We start from the raw sequence: 24,102 nt of genomic DNA on the forward strand, positions 1-24,102 counted from the left end.
TCGGCCGGTGTTCGGGAGTATCTGCAGATCAGTTTTTCGAGACGGGTACCAATTTGGCGAGGGCGCGCCAACCCAGCAGGAACACGGCCAGAACCGTCGACGCGACGACGATGAAGCTGAACGCCGTGCCCTGACCGCTGACGACGCGCAGGATCATGCCGACGAGAACCGTCGACACCCATACGAGAATGCCCGTCGGGAGGACGAGGAAGGCGTCGAACTTGTCGCGGTAGAGCGTGACCGTCGCGATCCAGCCGATGACCGCCCCGACGACGAAAGGCCAGGCTGTGTGAAACAGCCCGGCCATGACGTTCGCCTCGTCGTGACTGCGGCGACCGATCGCGCAGAAGACAAGGACCAGAACGAGGTCGACGACGGCGGCAATGATCGGGCTGCGCTTGTTCACCCGATACACCCTAGGGTGCCGCCGTCGCCTTCCGCTCGAATCAGGAAGCCAGACCGGCTTCGATGTCGAGGTTCAGCGTGATCTTGTCGCCGACGACAGCGCCGCCACCCTCGAGCGGCATGTCGATGCTGATGCCGAAGTCCTTGCGGTTGAGGACGGTGGTGGCCTCGAAGCCTGCGACCGGTCCTGCGCCCATGCCCGGGTTGACGCCGTTGAACTCGAGCTTCAGGTCGACGGACTTGGTGACGCCGTGCAGCGTGAAGTCACCGGTCACGACGAAGTCGCCACCGTCGGCCTTGACGGACGTGGAGGTGAACGTGGCGGTCGGGAACTTCTCCACCTCGAAGAAGTCGGCGGTCTTGAGGTGGCCGTCGCGCTGCTCGTTGTCGGTGGTGATGGACGCGACGTCGATCTCCGCGTTGACGGACGGGGTGCCGTCCTCCGCGACCGTGACGGCGCCGCTGAAGTTCTGGAAACGGCCGCGAACCTTGCTGACCATCAGGTGGCGAACGGTGAAGCCGATGGTCGAGTGCGCGGGATCGATGGTCCAGGTGCCGGGGGCCAACTCGGGCAGTGCGATGGATGCGGTCATGACTAGCTCCTCAAGGTTGAAGTTTCAAGTTTGTATAGTACACAAACGGACCGGGGTCCGCATCTATTCCGGGGGAAATTCTTCGCGGCCGGTCGGGGGTGCCCCCTGGTTCGACCGAATGTGGCTATCGGGTCACTCAGAGTGAGCAAGGGGCGCCCTCGCTCCGGGCGGGCGAATGCGCGGGCGGACCGAATGTGGCTATCGGGTCACTCAGAGTGACCGAAGGACGCCCTCGCTGCGCGCAAGGTGAGCGAAGGACGCCCTCGCTGCGCGCCGAGTGACCGAAGGTGACATTCGGTCCACGGGCGGGGGCAGAGACGCAGCTCAGGCCGGCTCGGGATCGGGCCCGCGGCGTTCGGGCTGCGCCTCGCGGGCGGTGCGGGCGTCTTTCTGCAGCTGCTTGGTCTCGCGCTGTTCCATCTCGAGGTCGTAGTGCAGGTCTTCGTGCTGGTGTTTGCGGAACAACACGAGGAACACGACCCAGCCGACGAGGGCGACGAGGATGAAGCTGACACCGCGGTAGACGAAGGCAGCCGCAACGGACTGCGACGCGCTGATGCTGGCGGCGCTGGTGAGGAACGCGATGAGGGTGGCGTCGACGACGACGAGTCCGCCGGGAGCCAGCGGAACCGAACCGACGGCTTTACCCGCCGCGAACGCGATCAGCAGGCCGGACAGACGAGGATCGGCGCCGACGGCATAGCACGCGAAACCGAGGCAGGCGACGTCGGCGATGCGGTGGACCGCGGACCACGTCAGTGACAGGGCGCCGTCACGTTTGCCGAGCTGGACCGACTTGACCTGCTCGATGATCTCGTCGATGCGCTCCTGGCCCGCGTCGCGCGGCTGGTTGCGAAAGTCGTTGACCTTGTGGAGAACCCAGCCCGCAGCACTTCGGATCGACTGTGGATGCGCCGAGACGTACCGAACGCCGACGACGATCGCGACGACGCCCGCAATCGGCAGCACGAGCGTGAACGTGTTGACCGAACCGCCGACGAGCAACGCGCCACCGACACCGAGTACGGCCAGACCTGCCGCCGCGATCACGCCGGAGATCGCCAGCTGCCACGACGCCACGACCGGACTCGCGCCCCAGCGTCGGGTCTCGCGATAGGTGAACGCCGTCGAGAAGACCTGGCCGGCGGGAAGCGTTAACGCCATCGCGGTGCTGCCGTAGATGACGGACAGCGACTTGGCCTGCCGAACGCGCACACCCCCGGCCTGCAGCAACTGCTTCTGCACCCGGCCGAACGCGCTCAGCGACAGTGCCTGCATGAAGATGCACGCCGCCAGCCACCCCCAATGTATTTCGGTGAGTGCCTTCCACGATTCGTGCAGACGTGGCCAGAGATAGATGCCCTCGCCGATCAGCAATCCGACGAGGGCAACCGCTGCCACCCACTTGAGCACGCGAAACCGGTTCCGGCGTCGCGGACCCACCGCCGCGGGCTCTGGTGTCGGTTCGAGCACCCTCACAGCGTAACCACTAGGTCGACGTCATCAGGGATGCTCGACTGGCCACGCGAGGTGAGTGGGACGGCCTCGGCCACGTAGTTGAACTTGATCTCCGAGCTCCCAGTGTTCTTGTTCCTCGTCGCTGGCGAAGTACAGCGCCGACGTCGACGCCAGCACGCGACCCGGACGCAGCTTGGACAGTTCGGTCAGACGGGACGCTTCGTTGACCGGATCGCCGATGACCGTGTACTCGAACCGCTCCTTGGCGCCGATGTTGCCGGCGACCGCGAGACCGGCCGAGACGCCGATGCCGATGTCGAGTCCGACGATGTCGTTGAGCGCGAACCGCAGGTCACGGGCTGCGGCGAGAGCGGCGGTCGGCGCGTCGGGACGGTCGAGTGGCGCACCGAAGATGGCGAGTGCGGCGTCGCCCATGAATTTGTTGACGAAGCCGTGATGCTTGTCGATCACGTCGACGACGACACGGAAGAACTCGTTGAGAAGTACGACGACCTCGCCCGGCGGTCGTTCCGACGCGGTCGCGGTGGACCCGACCATGTCGACGAACAGCACCGCGACGAAGCGCGTCTCGCCGCCCAATTCGGTACCGAATTGCAACGCGCGTCGGGCCACGTCCTCGCCGACGTGCTGGCCGAACAGTTCGCGGAGGACGCGTCGTTCCGCGGCTTCCTCCATCATTCGGTTGAAGCCGACCTGCAGCCGGCCGATCTCGCTGCCGTCGAACACGTCGACCTCGACGTCGTTGTCACCGCGTTGGACGCGCTCGATCGCTCGACGCAGCTGCCGGATCGGATCGGAGATCTGGCTGGCCGTCAGCATCGACAGAATGAACGCCTGTCCGATCGCGAGGACGCTGAGCAGGATGATCGCGATGGCGAGGGCGTCGGTGGAGAACACGAGATCCGTCGTCAGCTGTGTGGCGCACAGCAGGATGATGCCGATGACGGGCATCAACGTGCCCAGACCCCACGTCATCGCCATGCGGGTGCCGACGCCGGGAGCCATGGTCCGGTCGAAACGGCCCTCGCTGAGTGCCATCGCCGCGACCGGCCGCAGGATGCGCTCACCGAGCATGTACGTGAAACCGAACGTCACCGTGGCAGCCAGCGCGACGGTGACGATCACCGCGACCGACAGCGACGGCATCTCCGACACCGTCAACAGCACGAACAGGATGCCGCCGATGACCCACAGAATCAGGTGCACGATGGCCTGACGCAGGGGAGCGTGCAGAGTCGTCATCTGTTCGGCACGTGTCGGCGGCCCACCCCGTAGCTGCCAGCGGACGACCGTGCGCAGCATCCGCGCGGCGTAATACAGACTGATCGTGCCGGCGAAAGCAAGGTACGCGCCGAACACGTAGACGTTGCGAACCCGGTCCGCGACGATCGACTGGGACTCCGTGATCGGCAACCCGTATCGAACGAACGCGAACACCAACACTGCGCCGAACAAGTTCGCCAACAGCATCGACAACATGTACAGCGGCCAGCGACTCTTCAGCGTGAGCGAGACCGCTCGGAAAGATGCCAGCACGGGTTAAATTTACCGGGTGACCCAAGACGAGCCGCGGGCAGAAGCATCCAAGGTGTTTTCGGACACACTCGGTCGTTCCGCAGGCTCCACTCCTGACACATCTGGTCGTTCCGCAGGCTCGACTCCTGCCACTGTGGAGCGTTTCGATCCAGCCGACGCTGTCCACCCGCTCGTTCGCGTCGGCGCCGCATGGACCTGGCGGCTGCTCGTCCTGTTCGCTGGGTTCATCACGTTCTGCTACGTGGTCGGACGCCTGGACACGGTGATCATTCCGGTCGCCCTGGCGCTGCTCGCGTCGGCCATGTTGTTGCCGATCGTCGACTGGATGCAGCGCCGCGGAGTTCCGCGAGCGGCTGCCGTCGTCATCGTCATCATCGCGAGCATCGGCGTCGTCGCCGGCATCATGACGTTCGTCGTCGAGCAGTTCGTCGAGGGCCTGCCCGCGCTGGGCGATCAGTTCACGACGTCCATCAACGACATCCAGAAGTGGCTGGCCGACGGCCCGCTCCACATCAGCCAGGATCAGATCCGGCAAGCGAGCGACAGCGTCGTCAAGGTCATCCAGGACAATCAGGCTGCTGTCACCAGCGGAGCGCTGACGACGGCGACGGTGATCGGAGAGATCCTCACCGGCGCGTTGCTGACGCTGTTCACGCTCATCTTCTTCCTGTACGGCGGCGATCAGATCTGGGAATTCGTGACGCGGCTGGCACCGACGTCGTCGCGTCGTCGTATTCGGTTGGCAGGTAGCCAGGGGTTCGGATCGCTCGTCGGTTACGTCCGCGCGACGGTGGCCGTCGCGGCTGCCGACGCCATTGGTATCGGCGCAGGGCTCGCGGTTCTCGGTGTGCCGTTGGCGCTTCCGTTGGCGTCGCTCGTGTTCATCGGTGCGTTCGTCCCGATCGTCGGTGCGTTCTTGACCGGATTCGTCGCAGTGTTCATCGCGCTCGTGACGAAGGGCTTTCTCACCGCTCTCATCACACTCGGCATCGTCGTGGCGGTCATGCAGTTGGAAGGGCATGTGCTGCAACCACTTCTACTCGGGCGCGCCGTTCGGATCCACCCGCTCGCCGTGGTGCTCGCCATCACCGTCGGAATTCTGTTGGCGGGCATCGTCGGTGGTCTCCTGGCGGTCCCGGTGGTCGCCGTCCTGAACACCGCGATCAGGTCGCTGCTCGCCGACGACCCCGACGAGGTGTTCGAGGAACTCGAGGAGAACGACCCGTCGTCGACGACGAGGTTTCCTGCAGCGCCGGATTCGCCGCATCCGGGCAACGACACGCTCGATCGCGGGTCCCTGAACAAGCCCGACGATGACTGACGCCCTCGGGCCTCTCTGGCGGGCGTCGCAAGCGTTCCGCCTGATCACGCTCGTGTACGCCGTCAGTTATCAGTTCGCGTCGGCGCCCTATTACTCGAACCAACGGTTGAGCTGGTTCTTCGTGGCCACGATGGCCGTGTGGACAGGTGTGTCGGCGATGCTTCTGTCCCGTGCGGCGGGAGTGGAGCCTGCAGGAACGACCCGATCGACGGTGGCGCGGTGGAGGGTCGTGCTGGCGGACCAGTTCATCGTCATCGGCCTGATGGCGTCGACTCGGCTTGTCGCGCCACATGATTGGTACAGCACGCACCAGACGCTTCCGACGACGCTGTGGGCCACCAACGCGGTGATCTCGGCGGCGATTCTCTTCGGGCCCAGAGGAGGCATCGCATCCGGTGTTCTGCTGGCCGCGGTCAGTGCGGTGGTACGGGATCAAGTGAATCTGGACCTGTGGACCGACGCGACGGCGCCGGTACTGGTGTCGGTGGGACTGGCGCTCGGATTGGCGAGCAATACCGCGACGAGGGCGCACGCGGAGCTCGAGCGTGCGGCGCGACTCGCCGCGATCACCGAGGAGCGGGAACGTCTCGCACGCCAGGTGCACGACGGTGTGCTGCAGGTGCTGGCGCTCGTGCGACGGCGAGGTCGTGAGATAGGCGGCGATGCAGGCGAACTCGCCGAACTCGCGGGTGAGCAGGAGGTCGCGCTGCGGATGCTGATCTCCGAGCAGGCGGTGCCGAGCCAGGCAGGCGTCGACGTCGATCTGGGCGCTCTGCTGCGGAAACAGGCGGGTACCACGGTCTCCTTGTCCGCCCCTGCCGATCCCGTTGTGCTGAATCGGCATGTTGCCGAGGAGCTTTCCAGCGCTGTCGCGACGGCGCTGTCCAACGTCGCTCTTCACGCGGGGGAGGGTGCCCGAGCCTTCGTGCTGGTCGAGGATCTGGGTGACACGGTCGTCGTCAGCATTCGCGACGACGGATGCGGAATCCCGGCCGGACGACTCGCCGAAGCGGAAGCAGAAGGGCGCATGGGGGTGTCGAAGTCTATCGTCGGACGCATCCGAACCCTGGGCGGCACAGCAGAACTGGACACCGACGAGTCGGGAACCGAATGGGAAATACGTGTACCGAAGGGGACGAGATGACCGGTGAACAGATCACGATCATGGTCGTCGACGACCATCCCATGTGGCGTGACGGGGTCGCGCGCGACCTCGAGGCTGCGGGATTCGACGTCGTAGCCACGGCGGACGGCGTCGGTGCAGCAGGGCGACGGGCCACCGCGACGCAACCGGACGTCGTGCTGATGGACATGCATCTGCCCGACGGCAACGGCGCCGATGCGACGAGGCAGGTGCTGGCCGGATCGCCAGGCAGCAGCATTCTGGTGCTGTCGGCGTCGGCCGAGCGCGACGACGTGCTCGATGCGATCAAGGCAGGTGCCACCGGCTACCTCGTCAAGAGCGCGTCGGCCGACGAGCTGTTCGATGCGGTGCGCGCGACCGCCGCAGGTCAGGCCGTGTTCACCCCGGGCCTCGCCGGGTTGGTTCTCGGTGAGTATCGACGCATGTCCACTGCGCCCGCGTCGCAGGAGAAGCCGAGTCCGACGCTCACCGATCGCGAGACCGAGGTGCTCCGACTCGTCGCGAAAGGGTTGAGCGCCAAACAGATTGCGTCCAAGCTGACCCTGAGTCATCGAACCGTCGAGAATCACGTGCAGGCGACGCTGCGCAAACTACACCTGGCCAACCGCGTCGAGTTGACGCGCTACGCGATCGAGAAGGGTCTGTGACGGCGTGTTTGTGACGCGCGCGGCGTGGGCACCCTGGGCGGTATGACCGACACAGACAAGCCCGTGGATACCACCGTCGATCCGGCCGAGAAGTCGCGCGGCACCGACGCGGACACCGGTCAGGACGTCGGCGAACGCGGCGAAGCGATCCGCGAGTTCGACGACCACCTGGACGGGGCGGGGGACGAGCCGTCATTTCCGACGCCCGATCCCGAGGACGTCACCGACCACCCGACGGATCCGAAGACGACGACGCGGTCCGAGTAGTCACTTGCGGACGAGCTGCATCAACGCGAACTTCGCAATCGGTACGTAGGGAAGGACGAACGCGGACGGGCCTCGCACGGTGAGCCACGTCCGTGTGCCGTTCGTCGTCGACGCCACCCCGTGGGTGAGCGTCAGGCCGAGGCTGCGGTGGACGAACCACGCCTTCCACGTCCACGTCCGACCCGGTTCGTCCACGTCCAGGATCTCGAAATCCACGGGAAATCCGAGTGGTCCTCGAACCTTCCCGAATGTTTCTGGGCGCAAACGAGATTCGGCGTAGTCGACGCCCATGATCTGCGGCGCCCACGACGACCACATCTCGGGTTTCATGTACCGCTCCCAGGCCGTCTCTGCAGGTGCTTCGCCCGTCGCGTCGATCGTCGTCTCCATGCGCGACGGGCTACCCGGCAGGTCCGAGTCGAAAACTCCAGGACGAGTTCGCCCAGGATTCGGGTGGTCGTCATGTTCCCGACGGCGACGGACGGGACACTCGGTCCGGTGCGCATCGTGCAACTCGCGAACTTCTACGGACCCCGTTCCGGCGGCCTCCGTACCGCGGTCGATCAGCTGGGGGCAGGGTACGCCGCGCGGGGACACGAAGCCGTGCTGGTCGTGCCAGGTGCCGAGCGAGCCGAGGAGATTCTCCCAACGGGAGTTCTTCGGGTCACCGTGCCTGCGGTTCGCCTTCCCCTCACCGGCGGCTACCGAGCCGTCCATCCCGGTGCGATCGCCGACATCCTGGCCGGACTACGGCCCGACGTCATCGAGGTCTCGGACCGGTTGACGCTCCGCGGGATGGGAGCGTGGGCGTCACGACGCGGCGTCGGCAGCGTCATGATCTCGCACGAACGTCTCGATCGGCTTCTCGCGCAGATCATGCCGCGGGCCGCTGCGCGTGCGCTGGCCGACGTGGCGAACCGTCGCACCGCCGAATCGTACGACGCCGTCGTCTGCACAACGGGTTTCGCGCGTCGCGAGTTCGAACGTATCGGTGCCCCCAACATCGCCGAGGTCCCCCTCGGAGTCGATCTCGATCTCTTCCACCCCACTCGGCGCGGCGGCGACCGATCGCGGTGGCACGGCGACGCCGACGCCCTGCTCGTCCACTGTGGTCGCTTGTCCGTCGAGAAGAAGGTGGAACGGAGCATCGACTCCATTGCGGCACTGCGTCATTCGGGATCGAATGTCCGGCTCGTGATAGCAGGCGACGGGCCGCGTCGGGCAGGGCTGGAGCGTCGCGCGAAAGGTCTTCCCGTCGACTTCCTCGGATTCGTCGACTCACGCGTCGAACTTGCATCGTTGCTTGCATCGGCCGATGTGGCCCTGGCGCCGGGCCCGCACGAGACATTCGGTCTCGCCGCGCTCGAATCGCTCGCAGCAGGAACACCCGTCGTCGTGTCACGGTCGTCGGCTCTGGCAGACATCGTCACCCCGGCGTGCGGCGGGCGATTCGACGACACGGCCGACGGTTTCGCATCCGAACTCGGTCGCGTACTGGACCTGCCGTCCCTCGCGCGACGGACCGCAGCACGCTCGCGCGCAGAGCAATTCGGTTGGCCCGCCTCGATCGAGGGCATGCTGGCCGTTCTCGGTCGTGGCTCCACGGCCGTATGACCCCTATCCTGGTGGCCATGGAGGCGAGAAATCTTCGGGTGTCCGATGCGGAGAAGGAACACGTAGGGCACCTGCTGCAGAAGGCCGTCGGGCTCGGGATGCTGTCGCTCGGGGAGTTCACCGAACGGATGGACACCGCCCTCGCCGCGAAGACCCGCGGTGAACTCAACTCCGTCCTTGCTGATCTGCCGGGCATGCAGATCGCCGACGACCATCGGCCGGTCCAAGCTCCTCAGTCATCGCCGCAGGTGACGCGGGCCTCGAACTCGTGGGGCGGCGACAGCAGCAACGTAGTCAAGGCCACGATGTCGACCGTCACGCGCAAGGGGCCGTGGCACGTGCCGCCGCAGCTGACGATCCAGAGCAAGATGTCGTCGGTGACGCTGGATTTCACGCAGGCCGTGATGTCGACCCAGGTCGTCGAAGTGGCCGTCGACGATTACTGCGGCACCATCTCGCTCGTACTTCCACCCGAAGCAACGGCCGACCTCAACGGGGTCGAGACGATCGGCGGCAGTGCGAACAACAAAGTCCGCACCGGCCCGCCGATCGGACGGCTGCACGTCATCGTGCGGGGCAAGATCCGCTTCGGTTCCATCACCGCGAAGCACCCCATGGGCACGTCGTTGCGTCGGATGTTCGGCGGTTGACGGGCCGGGGTGTCGTAAACCCCTAGTACAAACCGAGTAGCACTACTCAGGCTTCGCCGACGCGATTCTTCGACGATCGTAGGCATGACCTTTTCGAGTGGTAACCGTGTCGATCCTCAGTTGGTGGCCAGGTTGTCCGGCCAGTTCGCCTCGCTGGGCGAACATCTGCGGCAGGTGTCCGGTGATCTGAACGCGCTACACGCGCAACTCGCCGTGCAGCCCGCGCCGCCCCAGGTCTCGCAGGTCCCCCAGGCTCGTCCGCAGCCGCAGCCGCAGCCGCAGCCGCAGCCGCAGCCGGTGTGGACGCCACGTCCGGTGCCGATGGCTCCTCCGGTAGCAGGCCCGCCGCGACCTGCCCCCGCTCCCACTCCCACGAAGGAGCCTTGGTGGCAACGTGACGGCGTCATCAGCCGCCTGCTGGCCGTTGCAGGTGCGGGCGTCACACTCGTCGGCGTCGTGATGCTTCTGGTGCTGGCCGCACAGGCCGGGTGGTTCGGGCCGACGTTGCGAGTCGGCGCGGGAGCCGTGCTCTCGATCGCGTTGGTTGCCGTCGGTGCCAGGGTGTACGGCAGGCCGGGTGGACGGGTCGGCGGAATTGCCGTCGCCTCCACCGGTATCGCAGGCTTGTTCCTGGATGTCGTTGCAGTGACGGCGATCTACGGATGGCTGCACCCGGTTCTCGGATTGGTCGCAGCGTTCGGGGTCGCGGCAGCAGGCGTCGCACTGGCGGTGTCGTGGCGGTCGCAGCCGATGGCGTCGTTGATTCTCGCCGGCGTTGCTGCATGTGCTCCCGTGGTCACCGGCGGAATCACGCTGCCGCTCATCGCTTTCTTCACGGTGACTCTCATCGCCGGATTCCCGGCACAACTCGGCCGAGACTGGCCGCTGTTGGGTCTCGTTCGCACTGTTCCGGTCGTTGTGGTTCTGCTCGTCGCTGTCACCAGGGGAGCGACGTGGAGCCTGCCGTGGCACAACGCTCTACAGTTGCTGGTTGCGTCGTCCATCGTCTTCGTGTTCGGAATCGGTAGCGCCGCAGAGTTGTTGCGCCGCAACGGTGGCGATGTGATGGCGTCGGCGATGATGGCCGTGGCGTCCGTGCCGGTTCTCGCTGTCGGCGTGTTGTTCGTGCCCTGGACGCACACTCTGATCGAGGCGATGGTGGCGCTGACGTGTGTCGTGACGATCGCCGTCGCACACTGGTTGCCGACGCATGCGCGCATCGTTCTCGCCGCTGCGGGATCGTTCGCCCTCCTGCAGGCGGTCTTGGTGCCGACAACGGCCGAGCTGCGGCCGGTGGCTCTCCTCGTCGTCGCGGCCGGCCTGATCGCCGCGGCATGGCAGATGTCGTCGAAGACGGCATTCTGGTTCGGTAGTGGATTCGCGGCGCTGGGAGCGCTCGGCTTCCTGGTCGTCGCACCCCCGGAGGGGGTGACGGACGCGGACCACGCCATGGGCAACATCGGCGTCGTCATCGCTGGAATTCTGTTGACCGGCACGGCAATCGGTTCGGTTCTGGTTGCTCGTCGGTTGTCGATCGCGGACAAGAATCTGGAGGCGTGCTGGGTCGTCGCCGGTCTGGTGTCGTTGTATGCGATGACGTCGGCCACCGTCGCTCTCGGTGTCGCAGCGCTGGGCGGCTCCACGGGATTCGTCGCCGGGCACTGTGCGGCGACGATCGAATGGATGGTCACGGCGATGGTTCTGCTCGTGATCGGCCTTCGAAGCGAAAAGTACGCGCACACAGCGCTGTTGGCCGGCCTGTCACTCACCGCGGCGGCCGTGGCGAAGCTCTTCCTGTTCGATCTCGTCGCGCTCGACGGCTTGTTCCGGGTGTGCGCGTTCATCGTCGTCGGACTTCTGCTGCTGTTCGCAGGGACGCGCTACGCGAAGGTGTTCGCGAACCGCGACAGCGCTCCGCCGACGTCTGCTCACCCCGCACACTAAGTGACCGGAATATCGAAGTCGTGCACCGTATTCGGAGAGAATGCGTGCACGACTTCGATGTGTGAGAGAGCTACAGGAACGTCTCGCCGAGTCCGAGTTTCTGCTGTATCCGTTTCATCCACCTCGGTGCCCACCAGCAGTCGTCGCCGAGCAACTTCATCACCGATGGCACCAGGAACATACGAATCACCGTCGCGTCGATGATCAATGCCGCGATCATGCCGTAGGCGATGTACTTCATCATCACCAGATCCGAGAATGCGAACGATCCCGTGACGACGATGAGAATCAATGCCGCGGCAGTGATGATTCGACCCGAGTGCGCGGTCCCGATGCGAATGGCATCGGTTGTGCTGGCGCCCTTTTCGTGTGCCTCGACCATTCTCGACAACAGAAACACTTCGTAGTCGGTGGACAAGCCGAACACGATCGCAGCGATCAGAAGCAGAATCATTGCCATGATCGGTCCAGGGGTGAAGTTCATGGCATTCGCGCCGTGGCCGTCGATGAAAATCCAGGTGAGGATGCCCATCGTCGCGCCGAGCCCGAGCGTCGTCATCAACACTGCCTTGATCGGCAGCACCAGAGATCCGAACGTCAGGCACATCAGCAGGGTGACGATGCACACCACGAGGATGGCCGTCAGTGGAAGCAGGTCGACGAGCGCGGTGATCGAATCACGCTCGATCGCAGGCGTTCCCGTGACTTGGACGGTCGCGCCGTCGGGCACGTCCATGCTGCGGAGGTAGTCGATCGCAGCCTGCGAGTCGTTGCGATCGACGAGTCCCGCCTTGAAGACGATGATGCCGTCCTTGCTGGCGCCGGTCGCCGAGAACTTCTCGATCAGACCAGGGGCCTCGTTGGCTTGCTTCGTGATCGCGCCGAGGCTGCTGCCCTGCGCATTCTGGATGACGAGTTTCAGAGGCTCGGTGCGCTGACCGGGGAACAACTCGTCGAATTGCTCCTGCGCGACGCGCGTCGGATTGTCGGGCGGCAGATACGTTTCGTTGATACCGCCGAACTCGATGCGACCGACCGGAAGTGTCAGGACCACCAATCCGAGGACGATCGCGAGGGCGACCTTGACCGGCCTGCGCATGACCCAGCGAGTGAGCTTGCCCCACATGCCGTTCTCGATCTCCTCGGACGACTTCGTCTTGCGCATGAACGCGAAGCCGAGTGCGTCCACGCGTCGGCCGAGGATCGCGAGAAGTGCCGGGAGGATCGTCACGGCCGTCAGGGCTGCCAGCGCAACGGTCGTGATCGAGCCGTAGGCAACGGATTTCAGGAATCCGTGCGGAAACAACAGCAGTCCGCCGAGGCACGCCACGATCATCGTCGCGGAGAACACGACGGTCCGGCCCGCTGTCATGACGGTGCGGCGGACCGCGTCGGACGGAGAACGGCCGTCGCCGAGTTCCTCGCGGAAGCGGGAGACGATGAAGAGGCCGTAGTCGATCGCCAATCCGAGGCCCACCATCGACACGACCGGCTGCACGAACGTGTTGACCTCGGTGAAGTTGGTGAACGCGCGAACGACGCCGTTGGCGGCGACGACGGTCAGACCCCCGACGATCAGTGGTAGCGCCGCAGCGACGACGCCGCCGAAGACGATCAACAGCAAGACCGCCACGGCAGGGATGGCCAACACTTCCATACGGTGGATGTCTTCGGACATCGTCGATTGCAACGCGCCTGCGACAGCCTGCAGGCCGGCCACCTGGACATCCACACCGTCGATGTAGAAGGCGTTCTCCACGGCCTGGAAGTTGTCGGTGCGCTCGGTGTCGTCGGCCCCGGCGATCGCGATACTCGCGATCGCGTGCTTCTTGTCCTCGGTGGCCAGCGCTGCGGCGCGGACCGTGTCGGGGACAGGGAAATACGTACCGTTGATCTTGTCGATCGTGTCCGCATGATCGGTTCCGAGGGCCGTCAGGCTGGCGACGACCGCAGCGGAGAATTCAGGATCGTCGACGGTTCTGCCGTCCGGAGCCGTGTACAGGACGAGGACGTCGCCCTGCGCGTCACGACCGAACGTGTCGTCCGCGAGTGCAGCCGCCTCGACGGCTTCGGAACCGGGATCGTCGAAACCGCTTTGACTGAGATGGTTTTCGACGCCGATGCCGTACCCGGCCAGCGCGAGCAATCCCGCGACCATCACTCCGATGACCGTGAACCGCGCGCGGTAGACCAGATTCCCCCATGTCGCGAACATTCATCTCCCCCATGTCGATGGTGTCGTGTACATCTCGTACAGAAAGATCCGCATACAGAACGGCCACCCCGATGATTCGGAGTGGCCGTTCGGTCGTCTTGGTCGGCTACTGTCGCCGCTCCCTCGCGAGCAATTCACTGACGCTCAGCGCCTGCTGACCGCCCCGGTGGCGTCCGCTGTCCGCGTCGGACTCGGGCTGATCGGCATTCTCCGCGGCCCTACGGCTCGCGCGCGTCGTCGAAGGAGCAGCCTCCTCGTTCCGGCGCGGCTGTGCTGGTCCGGTAGTCGTGCCCTGGGTCGGTCGCTGGGACGCTCCCCGGCTCGGTCGTTGCTGCTCGGGCTCGGGTGTCTCCGCGCGGCGCGACGGTGCGTTACGCGTCGAGACGTCGTAGCGCTGCCGTGGCTCGGCCGGCGTGCGAGGTGACGACGCGGAACCGTTGGTCCGGCCGCCGTTGTACGTGCCGTTGGCACCGTTGTTTCCCGTGCCGTTGTTTCCCGTGCCGTTGGCTACGTTGGCGACGCTGCCGTTGGTAGCGCTCCCGTTCGTGGCGCTGCCGTTCGTTCCGCGGGAGGAGCCGTTCGTGCCCGTCCGGCCGTATCCGTTGCGCGTGGTGCCGTTACGCGTTCCGGTGCTTCCTGCGGTCGACTGCTCGTCGTCGGAGTGCGTGTCCTTCGACGGCTCGGGTGTGCTGGGTTTCTGGGTCGGCGCGCGTAGGTCCGCGAGCCAGCTCTCGATCGAACGCGGATCGGGCGTCGACGACCGTGTCGGCTCGCTCGAGCGAGCCGGCTGCGCTGTCTCGCGCGTCGCCGGCTGCGGCCTACGAACGGGTTCGGGCTTGCTGATCGGATCGGGCGCGCGCACCGGCCGAGGCTCGTCGGAGACCTTCGGGGTGGCGACGGTCCGCGGCCGCGCAGGAGGCGTCGACGCGTCGGCGGGTGCCTGAGACGGCCTGCCCGTCGCCGATCGGCGTTCCTCTTCCTTGGCTGCGTGGGTCGCACGGATCGGCCCGGAGCCGCTGGGTGCGACGACGGGGATCGGCTCGGTCAAGGGCTCGTTGACGCGGGGCGCGGTGCGTGCGGCAGGCCGGATCGGACCGCCTGCAGGCGACAGTTCCGGAACGTCCTGGGGGAGCATCTCGTCCTCGAGGATCGTCTCGCCGAGCCCGAGCTTCTGCTGAATGCGCTTCATCCAGGCAGGGGCCCACCAGCAGTCGTCGCCGAGCAGTTTCATCGTCGCCGGCACGAGGAACATGCGGATGAGAGTCGCGTCGATGATCAACGCGGCGATCATGCCGTAAGCGATGTACTTCATCATCACGAGATCGGAGAACGCGAAGGCTCCGGTCACGACGATGAGAATCAGGGCGGCCGCGGTGATGATGCGCCCCGTGTGGGAGGTGCCGACGCGAATGGCCTCGCTCGTCGAGGCGCCGCGTTCTCGCGCCTCGACCATGCGGGAGAGCAGGAACACCTCGTAGTCGGTCGACAGACCGAACACGATCGCGATGATCAACACGAGGACGGGAGCCATGATCGGCCCGGGCGTGAAGTTCATGAAGCTGGCGCCGTTGCCGTCGATGAATATCCACGTCAGGATGCCCATCGTGGCGCCGAGGCCGAGCGTCGTCATCAGCACTGCCTTGATGGGCAACACCAACGATCCGAACGTCAGGAACATCAACAGCGTCACGACGAAGACGACCAGCACCGCCATCAACGGCAGATTGTTCACCAGCGCGGTGATCGAGTCCTGCTCGATGACGGGCGTTCCGGTGATCTGGACGGTGGCGCCGTCGGGAACATCGATGCTGCGCAGGTGATCGATCGCGGGTGTGGAGTCGTTGCGGTCGACGAGGCCTGCCTTGAAGACGATGATGCCGTCTTTGCTCGCGCCGGTCGGGGAGAACTTCTCGATGAGGCCCGGTGCTTCGTTGAGCTGCCTGGTGATCGCAGCCAGATCGGCGCCCTGAGCGTTCTGGATGACTGCTTTGATGGGCTCGGTGCGCTGACCGGGGAACAGTTCGTCGAACTCGTTCTGGGCCTGCCGGGTGACGTTGTCGGGCGGCAGGTAGGTCTCGTTGATGCCGCCGAACTTGATGTTGCCGACGGGGAGGGTGAGCAGCACGAGGCCGAGGACGATCGGAACGGTGACCTTCAGCGGGTTGCGCATGACCCAGCGGGTCAGCTTGCCCCACATGCCGTTCTCGATTTCCTCGGACGACTTGGTCTTGCGCATGAACTTGAATCCGAGCGCGTCGACGCGTCGGCCGAGGATCGACAGGATCGCGGGCAGGATCGTCACCGCCGTCAACGCGGCGAGAACGACCGTTGCGATCGACCCGTAGGCCACCGACTTGAGAAAGCCCTGCGGGAAGAGCAGGAGTCCACCGAGGCTGGCGACGATCATCGTCGCCGAGAAGACGACGGTTCGTCCTGCCGTCATGACCGATCGTCGAACGGCCTGTTGGACGGAGTAGCCGTCGCCGAGTTCTTCACGGAAGCGGGACACGATGAAGAGGCCGTAGTCGATGGCGAGGCCGAGACCGACCAGCGAGACGACGGGGGCGACGAAACTGTTGACGTCGGTGAAGTGGGTGAAGACCTTGACGATGCCGTTGGCGCCGACGACGGTCAGACCGCCCACGATGAGCGGGAGCGCCGCGGCGACGACGCCGCCGAAGATGAAGAACAGCAGGACGGCGACGGCCGGGATGGCCAACAGTTCCATGCGGTGGATGTCACCCGCCATCGTGGACTGCAGTGCGCCTGCGACGGCCTGCAAGCCGGTGACCTGTACATCGACCCCGTCGATGTAGAAGGCGTCCTTCACGTCCTGGAAGTTGTTCGTCAGCTCGGTGTCGTTGTCGCCGAGCATGGCGATACTGGCGATGGCGTGAGTCTTGTCCGCGGTCGCGAGCGCGGCGACGCTGACGACGCCGTCGACCTTGAAGTACGTTCCGTTGATCTTCTCGATCTGGTCCGGATGGTCGGCGACGAGCGAGTTCAGGCTGTCGGTGACCTTCGTGTTGAACTCCGGGTCGTCGATCGTCTTGCCCTCGGGAGCCGTGTACAGAACGATGACGTCGCCCTGTTTGTCACGCCCGAAGGTGTCGTCGGCGAGCTTGGCCGCCTGGACGGACTCGGAGCCCGGGTCGTCCCAGCCGCTCTGGCTCAGATGGTCGTTCAGGTCGAGTCCGTACGCGGCGAAGCCCAGAAGGGCGGCGACCATCACTCCGATGACCGTGAACCGCAAGCGGTAGACGAGATCTCCCCATCTGGCGAACACTACGAAACTCCTTGACGCCCGACGAGCAGGGCGGACAGTGGACGGAACGGCTGCAACCATGCGCCCTCGTCCGGCAGGGAGTCCAGGCTCACGCGAGGCAGAGGCTCACGGAAGACTCCCGGGATGTCCTCCAGGTCGAGGAACTCCAGCGTCTCCGAGGTGACGGCCCAGCTCGCGTGCTCGCGAAATCCCAGTACGTGGACGGGAACACCGGTCGCGGCAATGTCTTCCAACGGTTCACGAAACGCTTGACCGTCGGCCGACGCAACCATGACGCCTGCCAGTCCACCGTCGCGACTGCGCAGCGCGATGTGGTCGAGCATGTCGGCGTCGACGTCGCTGTCCTCGTCGACCTTCGGCTTCGCGAAAACAGCGAATCCCACGTTACGCAAGGCCTCGACCCAGGGTCGAACGACGTCGGCGCTGCCGGGCGCGATGTTGGTGAACACCGTCGCCTCGGGTTCGAGCGTGGACGTGCCCGATGCGGACAGCTCCGCGGTGCGGTGCAGAAGCCATCGTCCCAGCGCATCGAACCGCGGCCGGTACGCAGCCGTCGGGCGTCCGCCGAGAATCGCGCCGAGACCCATGTCGAGATTCGGGGCGTCCCAGACCAGGAGCACTCGCTTCGTGTGTCGAGTATCACCCGTGTCGAGCGTGGGCATCGGGGCGAGCGTGGTGTCCGACACGTCTGCGCTGGCGTTCATCATCTGCTCTTCCCCCATATGAGCTCGGTCACCGAGCTGCCGACAAGCTGTGCTTTGCCTTCGAACTTGGTGACCGGACGCTCGTGTGTCATCGGCGATTCCCAGTCGAGAACGGACAACCTCGGTTCGGCGTTCCCGGCCTCGGCGATCCATTCTGCATACTCGGCGTGATCGGTGGCGACATGAAGAACGCCCCCGGGCTTCAGACGGTCGGCGATCATCGCGAACGTCGGCCCCTGCAGCAGCCTGCGCTTGTGGTGACGCGCCTTCGGCCAGGGGTCCGGAAAGAACACGCGCACTCCGGTCAACGACTCCGACGTCAACATGTTCTCCAGAACGTCCATCGCGTCGCCGCGCAGCAGACGAATGTTCTCTATGTCGTCGCGCTCGATCTGCTGGAGAGTCTGTGCCAGTCCGGGGCGATAGACCTCGACGGCCATGAGGTTGACGTGCGGCTCGGCCTTGGCCATCGCCGTCGTCGCGGTTCCGGTGCCGGATCCGATCTCCAGAATTGCGGGGCCGGACCTGCCGAACCATGCGTCGACGTCGATGTGTTCGTCGGCGACATCGCGGCCGATCTTCGGCCACAGGGTGTCCCATGTGGCCTGCTGGGCAGCGGTCAGAGCGCCACGCCGAGACCGAAAACTCGTCACTCGAGGGTAGAGCCGAGAGCCCTTGTCGGTGGGCCGCTCGTCCTCTGGTCGAGGGCTGTGGGTGGTGCTCCGTGCGTCGTTCACGCGTCCATTGTCGCCCATCGAGAGAGTGTGTGACAGGTGGGTCTCGAGTTGTAGTTGAGACTTGTGGTGTCACCGCAGGCCAGCGGCCCGCGGATTCGCGAATCTGTCGGACCGGTATGTCAGAATTGCCCGCGAATCCGGGGCGGGGATACGTGAAAAGCGGGGGGTCGCGATGAACGGGGTGGATCAAGGGCGTCTTCGCCGACTGGCGTCGGAGTCGTCGGTGCGCGACGCGCATCTCGGGCGTGAGATCGACCTGGCACTCGACAGATGCTTCGCGCGCATCCGAGTGCAGGTGTCCGGGCGAGTGGGCGTCGGAAAGTCCACAGTGCGCGCGGTCGTGGAAGCAGCCCTCTCGGAATCAGTGGGCTTCGGCGACGCCGTCGACATCACCGAGGCTGCGGCCGTCGACGTTCCCCGCTCACCCGATCCGATCCTCGACGGCGACGTCGTCGTGCACGTGTTGGCAGGGGGAGCGCAAGCCGCCGACGTCGAGGTCCTGTCGTCGGTGGCGACGGCAGTCGCCGTGCTCGCCAAGGCCGACACGCTGGACGACGCGTCGGACACGGTCGCTCGGTCGGCGGCCACCGTCGGCGTTCCTGTGCTGCCGTTGATGGCCACCGTGGCGCGCAGCCTGTCCCGCGGCGAGCCGTCGTCGTTCGCAGACCTTCGTTGCACGGCGGCATCGTTGCCCGACGACGCAGTACTCACGCCCGATCGTTTCGCGCTCGCGGCACCGGACGCGGAAACCGGACGGCGTCGACGCGTACTGGTCGATCAGGTGGAAATGGCGGGTGTGCGCTTGCTCGTGGGGATACTTCGAAACGACCCCACCGTCGACGACGCCACCCTGCGACTCATGCTGGCCGACGCCAGTGGCGTCCGGCCGGTGCTCGACGCCGTCGGACGCTGTATCGACGGCATCCGTACCGACAGGGAAGGCCGGCTACTGCATCGGCTGACCGAGTTGTGTGCGGAACACCCTCGCGTGAGCGAGGAGATCGAGCGATACCTCGCCACCGACGAGGCGGTGCTGGCGGTCATGCGGTCGGCGCTGCGTGCGGTGGGCGAGGCGCGTGACCTCGGTCAGCCCTTGGCAGCGGCGGTCGAGTGGCACCGGCGAGCGCGTTCGGCGTCGAATCCCGACTTCTGCCGGGCTGCGGTCGCGATCTCGCGGGGCTACCTGAGAGTGCATGCATCGTGATCGACGTCCCCGGCGACATGGGTGGCGTGATCAGACGATGGTTTCCCGACGGACTCGACGCCGTCGGGGCCGCGCGCCGGGCTGTGCCCGAAGGGTTGTTCGTCACCGGGATCCACGATGCCGACGTCACGACTCTGCTCGAGGAACTCCGTCACCTCGGCGTTACGCCGACCGCCGCCCGCGTCGACTCGGCCGCCGTCGTGATGTTCGCCGTCGACGCGTCCTCCCCGATCGGGCGTCGAGCGCTCGCCGAGATGCGGCCTGCGCTCGAATCGACCACGGTCGCCATCGTCGTCAACGGAATCGATGCGCACCGAGAATGGCGCGAGGTGACGCGGTCGGTGGCGTCGTCGATCGCCGAGCACGTTCCTCGGGCCGTCGACGTCGAGGTGTGGCCCACGTCGGCCGGCCTCGCCCGCCGCGCACGTCACGTCGCCGACGCGGCCGCGCGCGACGCGCTGTACGAGGAGTCGGGCATCGCTGCGCTCGGCGCGTTTCTGGCCGATGCGCTGCAGCGACCGCCCGGCATGCTGCGCGAGCGCAAGTACAACGCCGCCGTTCATGCCGCTGTCGCCGGAGCCAGGCGCGCGATCGTCGACCGAGCGCGTGAGGTGACCGGAACGGGCGCGACCGTCGGCCTTCGCGCCGAACGCGCCGATCTGCTCGAGCGACGAGACCGGGAACGGCGGGTACGCACGACGACGCTGCGGAACAGGCTCCAGATGCTTCGTGTCGACGTGACGCACGAGATCGGCGAGGAATCGCGCACGTTCGTCGCGGGGGCCCGCGAGGCGATAGCGTCCGCGACGCGGTCGGAACTGCGACATCTGCCTGCCGACCTGTCGCAGCAGTTGACGAAAGCCGGTCGACGAGTGGACGGTGGGGTCACCGAACGGGTGCAGGCGATTGCTACCGACGTCGAGATCGACATCGAATTGCCCTCGACTGCAACGCAACTCGCGAGGATCGAGCCTCCCGCTCGGCGACGCCGCACCGTCGAGGACAAAGTCATGGTGGTGGTCGGCGCGTCCGCGGGCGTCGGCCTGGCCCGCATCGTGGTGTCCCCGTTGTCGATGCTCCCCGCGTTCGAGGTCGCGGTCGTCCCAGCGGCACTTCTTCTCGGCGCGTTCTCGGCCTGGTGGGTGGTGCGTGCGCGCGCGTCGGTAGCGGATCGGGCGCATCTGCGTACGTGGACGTCGGACGCTGCTGCCTCGGCCAAGTCGTCGTGGGAACAGGCGGCACAGGCTCGCATGCTCGCCGTCGAAGAAGCGTTCGTGTCGGCGTCGACCGATTCGATCGGGACGGCGACGCTCGCGGCCGAATCCGAGCTCGACCGCGTGGAATCGGAACTCCGCACCGCGGCCGATCATCGCGCGTCGGTGCTGGCGGCTTGTGACCGCGATCTGGCCGCTCTGGATCGGGGCGTGGAGAGATTCGTCGTCGCGGCGCAGGAACCGGCGCTCTCCGAGGTGCGTCCTAACAACTAGGCCCTACGACACAGAAGGGAGCGCCGGGTGATGGATATCGACGACGCATTTCTCCTCGGTTCCGATTTCGACAGCGAACAGGACGTCGACGCGCAACATCACGACCCGTTCGGTCTCGGCGTCGAGATGTTCGATCTCGACGGCGATGGCATGTCGGAGACACGTGTCGTGCGCACCGAGGCCGGCGTGACCGTCGCTACGGACCGAGATGGGGACACTGTGATGGATACGTTTTCGGCGGTGGCCCGTGACGGCCATTACGAATCCTGGGAAGTTTTTCGCGCAGCTGACGGTACTTCGCAATGGAAACGGACGGATTCCGGGGAATTGTTCGAATGAAAAGAAGTCGTTGTTTGTAATGTCCTGACATGGAATCTCCGCAGCGTGAGGGGTCTGAACTATTACTTTCCGGTAGCTGAATCGTTTCTGTGACCAATCGGACAACACCCTGATTCCGGAATGACGACATGCGGCGTTAACCTGAGACCAGGACACCCGGCGCCCGTGTCGTCGGTTTGACGTAGCCAGTATGATGCTGTATACGCGGACCGCGCGATCGGGCAGTTCCCCACCGAGAGGGGAAGATCAGGTCTGCCTCACGCCCCTGCCAAGCCCAGCAGTGGACGAAGTGGAACTGATTCCGGCTCACCCCAGGAGAGTTAGATGACCTCAGCGACCATTCCCGGTTTGAACGGCACTGACGCCGCGCCTCCCACCCAGCACAAGGAACTTCTTGCGTGGGTTCAGCAGGTAGCAGAACTCACCGAGCCGGATCGGGTGGTCTTTGCTGACGGTTCGGACGAGGAGTGGGAGCGCCTCACCACCCAGCTGGTCGACGCAGGCACCTTCACTCGGTTGAACGACGAGAAGAAGCCCAACTCGTTCCTCGGCAACTCCGATCCGTCGGACGTGGCCCGCGTGGAGTCGCGGACCTACATCTGTTCCCAGCGCGAGATCGACGCAGGTCCCACCAACAACTGGATGGAACCGTCGGAGATGCGCGGCATCATGACCGACCTGTACCGCGGCAGCATGCGCGGACGCACCATGTACGTGGTGCCGTTCTGCATGGGCCCGCTCGGAGCGGACGACCCCAAGCTCGGCGTCGAGATCACCGACTCGGAGTACGTCGTCGTCTCGATGCGCGTCATGACCCGCATGGGCTCGGCCGTGCTGGACAAGCTCGGCACCGACGGGTTCTTCGTCAAGGCGCTGCACTCGCTCGGTGCCCCGCTCGCCGAGGGCGAAGCGGATGTTCCCTGGCCGTGCAACGACACCAAGTACATCACCCACTTCCCCGAGGATCGCGAGATCTGGAGCTACGGCTCGGGATACGGCGGCAACGCCCTGCTCGGAAAGAAGTGCTACTCGCTGCGCATCGCGTCGGCGATGGCGCACGACGAGGGCTGGCTCGCCGAGCACATGCTCATCCTCAAGCTGATCTCCCCCGAGGACAAGGCCTACTACATCGCCGCGGCGTTCCCGTCGGCCTGTGGCAAGACCAACCTCGCGATGATCCAGCCGACCATTCCGGGCTGGCGTGCCGAGACGATCGGCGACGACATCGCCTGGATGCGCTTCGGTGAGGACGGCCGTCTCTACGCGGTCAACCCCGAATTCGGATTCTTCGGTGTGGCACCGGGAACCAACTGGGACTCGAACCCCAACGCGATGAAGACCATCGACCAGGGCAACTCGGTCTTCACGAACGTCGCACTCACCGACGACGGCGACGTGTGGTGGGAAGGCTTGGAGAACCGGCCGGATCACCTGATCGACTGGAAGGGCAACGAGTGGACGCCCGAGTCGGATTCGCTTGCGGCACACCCGAACTCGCGCTACTGCGTGCCGATGTCGCAGTGCCCGTCGATGGCTGCCGAATGGGACGACCCGAAGGGTGTGCCGATCTCGGCGATCCTGTTCGGTGGACGTCGTAAGACGACGGTTCCGCTCGTCACCGAGGCCCGCGACTGGCAGCACGGCGTGTTCATGGGTGCGACGGTCGGCTCCGAGCAGACTGCAGCGGCCGAGGGCAAGGTCGGCACCATTCGCCGCGATCCGATGGCGATGCTGCCGTTCCTCGGCTACAACGTCGGAGACTACTTCCAGCACTGGATCGACCTCGGCAAGAACGCCGACGACTCCAAGCTGCCCAAGGTCTTCTACGTCAACTGGTTCCGTCGCGGCGACGACAAGCGCTTCCTGTGGCCCGGATTCGGTGAGAACTCTCGCGTCCTGAAGTGGATCGTCGAGCGTATCGAGCACAAGGCTGCGGGCGTCGAGACCCCGATCGGTGTCGTCCCGACCGCCGACGCTCTGGACATCTCCGGCCTCGACACCACGGTCGAGGACGTCGCCGAGGCTCTCAACGTCGACGTCGACGAGTGGAAGGCCGAGATCCCGCTGATCGAGGAGTGGTTCGACTTCGTCGGCGAGAAGCTTCCCACCGGCATCAAGGACGAGTTCGACGCGCTGAAGCAGCGTCTGGGCGCGTAGTGCGCTCCGCGCCCGTGCGCGGATAGTTGGGCCAGGGAGCCTGTTGCTTAATTGGTGTGCGGGCGGGCGGCTGGTGGCCCGTGTTTTCTGGTGGCCGGTGGCCGGTGGCTGGTGGTGGATGTCGTCGGCCACCGGCCCCTGCCGTGTCAGGCAGCCAGTGCGCCTCGGGTGATTGGCTGGCTGGTGAACAGTCGGAGCAGGTTGGTTGTCGCGGCGGCGAGTTTGAGTTCGGCGTTCACAGCCGCCAAACCGCGGCGCGCGAATCGACGCAACCCGCGGCGGTCTTTGAGGTGAGCGTTGACCGGCTCGACCAGCGCACCCCGGCGTAAGTAGCGGCGTGCACCGTCGTCGGTGGCTAATGTCGTGCGCATCG

21 protein-coding genes are annotated in these 24,102 nt (G+C 65.7%); 11 read left to right on the forward strand and 10 right to left on the reverse strand.

Features of this window, described 5'->3' with window-relative positions; genetic code table 11:
• Positions 1 to 28: 28 nt before the first annotated feature.
• The 4 genes from HQ354_RS15790 to HQ354_RS15805 form a co-directional block, all read right to left on the reverse strand.
• Positions 29 to 406: a DUF3054 domain-containing protein gene (locus HQ354_RS15790; protein WP_222635114.1), complete on the reverse strand. Its 378-nt coding sequence runs from the start codon at positions 404 to 406 to the stop codon at positions 29 to 31.
• Positions 407 to 446: 40 nt separating this feature from the next.
• Complete coding sequence (locus HQ354_RS15795) at positions 447 to 998, reverse strand: YceI family protein (protein ID WP_167678861.1); 552 nt, start codon at positions 996 to 998, stop codon at positions 447 to 449.
• Between the two features lie 324 nt (positions 999 to 1,322).
• Complete coding sequence (locus tag HQ354_RS15800) at positions 1,323 to 2,477, reverse strand: TIGR00374 family protein (RefSeq protein WP_068427582.1); 1,155 nt, start codon at positions 2,475 to 2,477, stop codon at positions 1,323 to 1,325.
• Between the two features lie 24 nt (positions 2,478 to 2,501).
• Positions 2,502 to 3,956, reverse strand: a complete 1,455-nt coding sequence (locus HQ354_RS15805) for an adenylate/guanylate cyclase domain-containing protein (protein WP_068427628.1) — start codon at positions 3,954 to 3,956, stop codon at positions 2,502 to 2,504.
• Between the two features lie 190 nt (positions 3,957 to 4,146).
• Between HQ354_RS15805 and HQ354_RS15810 the strand changes: the two genes are divergently transcribed.
• From HQ354_RS15810 to HQ354_RS15825, 4 genes are read left to right on the forward strand one after another with little or no spacing between them, the layout of a single operon-like run.
• Positions 4,147 to 5,334, forward strand: a complete 1,188-nt coding sequence (locus tag HQ354_RS15810; protein WP_068427584.1) for an AI-2E family transporter — start codon at positions 4,147 to 4,149, stop codon at positions 5,332 to 5,334.
• Complete coding sequence (gene macS / locus HQ354_RS15815) at positions 5,327 to 6,478, forward strand: MacS family sensor histidine kinase (RefSeq protein WP_222635113.1); 1,152 nt, start codon at positions 5,327 to 5,329, stop codon at positions 6,476 to 6,478. Before HQ354_RS15810 ends, macS begins: the two co-directional genes overlap by 8 nt.
• Entirely contained in the window at positions 6,475 to 7,125 is a 651-nt protein-coding gene (locus HQ354_RS15820) for a response regulator transcription factor (RefSeq protein WP_068427587.1), read from the forward strand. Before macS ends, HQ354_RS15820 begins: the two co-directional genes overlap by 4 nt.
• Positions 7,126 to 7,167: 42 nt before the next feature.
• A complete protein-coding gene (locus tag HQ354_RS15825; protein ID WP_068427630.1) occupies positions 7,168 to 7,392 on the forward strand; it encodes an autophagy-related protein 2 in 225 nt (74 codons plus the stop codon).
• On the opposite strand, the gene HQ354_RS15830 is transcribed toward HQ354_RS15825, so the two are convergent.
• Positions 7,393 to 7,782 (reverse strand): SRPBCC family protein, encoded by a 390-nt coding sequence (locus HQ354_RS15830; protein WP_068427632.1) that lies wholly within the window; start codon positions 7,780 to 7,782, stop codon positions 7,393 to 7,395. It abuts the gene before it with no gap.
• 108 nt (positions 7,783 to 7,890) lie between these two features.
• On the opposite strand from HQ354_RS15830, the gene HQ354_RS15835 reads away from it, so the two are divergent.
• The 3 genes from HQ354_RS15835 (at position 7,891) to HQ354_RS15845 (ending at position 11,600) form a co-directional block, all read left to right on the forward strand.
• A complete protein-coding gene (locus HQ354_RS15835; protein WP_217266264.1) occupies positions 7,891 to 9,006 on the forward strand; it encodes a glycosyltransferase in 1,116 nt (371 codons plus the stop codon).
• Positions 9,007 to 9,023: 17 nt separating this feature from the next.
• Complete coding sequence (locus HQ354_RS15840) at positions 9,024 to 9,656, forward strand: DUF1707 domain-containing protein (protein WP_068427589.1); 633 nt, start codon at positions 9,024 to 9,026, stop codon at positions 9,654 to 9,656.
• An 84-nt stretch (positions 9,657 to 9,740) separates the two neighbouring features.
• Positions 9,741 to 11,600, forward strand: coding sequence for a DUF2339 domain-containing protein (locus HQ354_RS15845; protein WP_222635112.1), 1,860 nt, complete (start codon positions 9,741 to 9,743; stop codon positions 11,598 to 11,600).
• Between the two features lie 70 nt (positions 11,601 to 11,670).
• Here the strand turns inward: HQ354_RS15845 and HQ354_RS15850 are convergent, their stop codons facing one another.
• The 4 genes from HQ354_RS15850 to trmB all read right to left on the reverse strand — a co-directional run bounded on the left by HQ354_RS15850 (position 11,671) and on the right by trmB (position 18,560).
• The gene (locus tag HQ354_RS15850; RefSeq protein ID WP_167678855.1) at positions 11,671 to 13,815 is read right to left on the reverse strand and encodes an MMPL family transporter; all 2,145 of its coding nucleotides are present in this window, start codon (positions 13,813 to 13,815) and stop codon (positions 11,671 to 11,673) included.
• 106 nt (positions 13,816 to 13,921) lie between these two features.
• A complete protein-coding gene (locus HQ354_RS15855; RefSeq protein WP_167678853.1) occupies positions 13,922 to 17,101 on the reverse strand; it encodes an MMPL family transporter in 3,180 nt (1,059 codons plus the stop codon).
• Positions 17,101 to 17,763 carry an NYN domain-containing protein gene (locus HQ354_RS15860; protein WP_240931428.1) on the reverse strand — a complete coding sequence of 221 codons (663 nt, stop codon included), beginning with the start codon at positions 17,761 to 17,763 and terminating at the stop codon, positions 17,101 to 17,103. The genes HQ354_RS15855 and HQ354_RS15860 overlap by 1 nt, the downstream gene beginning before the upstream one ends.
• A gap of 41 nt (positions 17,764 to 17,804) precedes the next feature.
• Entirely contained in the window at positions 17,805 to 18,560 is a 756-nt protein-coding gene (gene trmB, locus HQ354_RS15865; protein WP_068427593.1) for a tRNA (guanosine(46)-N7)-methyltransferase TrmB, read from the reverse strand.
• A gap of 154 nt (positions 18,561 to 18,714) precedes the next feature.
• Here trmB and HQ354_RS15870 point away from each other — a divergent pair, with 154 nt between their 5' ends.
• The 4 genes from HQ354_RS15870 (at position 18,715) to HQ354_RS15885 (ending at position 23,729) form a co-directional block, all read left to right on the forward strand.
• Positions 18,715 to 19,746 (forward strand): hypothetical protein, encoded by a 1,032-nt coding sequence (locus HQ354_RS15870; RefSeq protein ID WP_068427595.1) that lies wholly within the window; start codon positions 18,715 to 18,717, stop codon positions 19,744 to 19,746.
• Positions 19,743 to 21,233 (forward strand): hypothetical protein, encoded by a 1,491-nt coding sequence (locus HQ354_RS15875; protein ID WP_068427598.1) that lies wholly within the window; start codon positions 19,743 to 19,745, stop codon positions 21,231 to 21,233. Before HQ354_RS15870 ends, HQ354_RS15875 begins: the two co-directional genes overlap by 4 nt.
• 30 nt (positions 21,234 to 21,263) lie before the next feature.
• Positions 21,264 to 21,572: a DUF6802 family protein gene (locus HQ354_RS25920; protein WP_068427602.1), complete on the forward strand. Its 309-nt coding sequence runs from the start codon at positions 21,264 to 21,266 to the stop codon at positions 21,570 to 21,572.
• A 324-nt stretch (positions 21,573 to 21,896) separates the two neighbouring features.
• The gene (locus HQ354_RS15885; protein WP_068427603.1) at positions 21,897 to 23,729 is read left to right on the forward strand and encodes a phosphoenolpyruvate carboxykinase (GTP); all 1,833 of its coding nucleotides are present in this window, start codon (positions 21,897 to 21,899) and stop codon (positions 23,727 to 23,729) included.
• 146 nt (positions 23,730 to 23,875) lie between these two features.
• Here HQ354_RS15885 and HQ354_RS15890 read toward each other — a convergent pair.
• A partial coding sequence (locus HQ354_RS15890) for a transposase (protein WP_222634624.1) occupies positions 23,876 to 24,102 on the reverse strand: 227 nt, incomplete at its 5' end.

Origin of the sequence: Rhodococcus sp. BP-261 (assembly GCF_019835205.1) — a bacterium.
Taxonomy (GTDB): Bacteria; Actinomycetota; Actinomycetes; order Mycobacteriales; family Mycobacteriaceae; genus Rhodococcoides; species Rhodococcoides kyotonensis_B.

Bases quoted from the DNA above. Each gene is read 5' to 3' on its own strand.
- HQ354_RS15795 (WP_167678861.1), bottom strand. From the start codon at position 998: ATGACCGCATCCATCGCACTGCCCGAGTTGGCCCCCGGCACCTGGACC.
- HQ354_RS15805 (WP_068427628.1), bottom strand. From the start codon at position 3,956: ATGTTGTCGATGCTGTTGGCGAACTTGTTCGGCGCAGTGTTGGTGTTC.
- macS (WP_222635113.1), top strand. From the start codon at position 5,327: ATGACTGACGCCCTCGGGCCTCTCTGGCGGGCGTCGCAAGCGTTCCGC.
- HQ354_RS15820 (WP_068427587.1), top strand. From the start codon at position 6,475: ATGACCGGTGAACAGATCACGATCATGGTCGTCGACGACCATCCCATG.
- HQ354_RS15825 (WP_068427630.1), top strand. From the start codon at position 7,168: ATGACCGACACAGACAAGCCCGTGGATACCACCGTCGATCCGGCCGAG.
- HQ354_RS15830 (WP_068427632.1), bottom strand. From the start codon at position 7,782: ATGGAGACGACGATCGACGCGACGGGCGAAGCACCTGCAGAGACGGCC.
- HQ354_RS15840 (WP_068427589.1), top strand. From the start codon at position 9,024: ATGGAGGCGAGAAATCTTCGGGTGTCCGATGCGGAGAAGGAACACGTA.
- HQ354_RS15845 (WP_222635112.1), top strand. From the start codon at position 9,741: ATGACCTTTTCGAGTGGTAACCGTGTCGATCCTCAGTTGGTGGCCAGG.
- HQ354_RS15850 (WP_167678855.1), bottom strand. From the start codon at position 13,815: ATGTTCGCGACATGGGGGAATCTGGTCTACCGCGCGCGGTTCACGGTC.
- HQ354_RS15860 (WP_240931428.1), bottom strand. From the start codon at position 17,763: ATGCCCACGCTCGACACGGGTGATACTCGACACACGAAGCGAGTGCTC.
- trmB (WP_068427593.1), bottom strand. From the start codon at position 18,560: ATGGGCGACAATGGACGCGTGAACGACGCACGGAGCACCACCCACAGC.
- HQ354_RS15870 (WP_068427595.1), top strand. From the start codon at position 18,715: ATGAACGGGGTGGATCAAGGGCGTCTTCGCCGACTGGCGTCGGAGTCG.
- HQ354_RS25920 (WP_068427602.1), top strand. From the start codon at position 21,264: ATGGATATCGACGACGCATTTCTCCTCGGTTCCGATTTCGACAGCGAA.
- HQ354_RS15885 (WP_068427603.1), top strand. From the start codon at position 21,897: ATGACCTCAGCGACCATTCCCGGTTTGAACGGCACTGACGCCGCGCCT.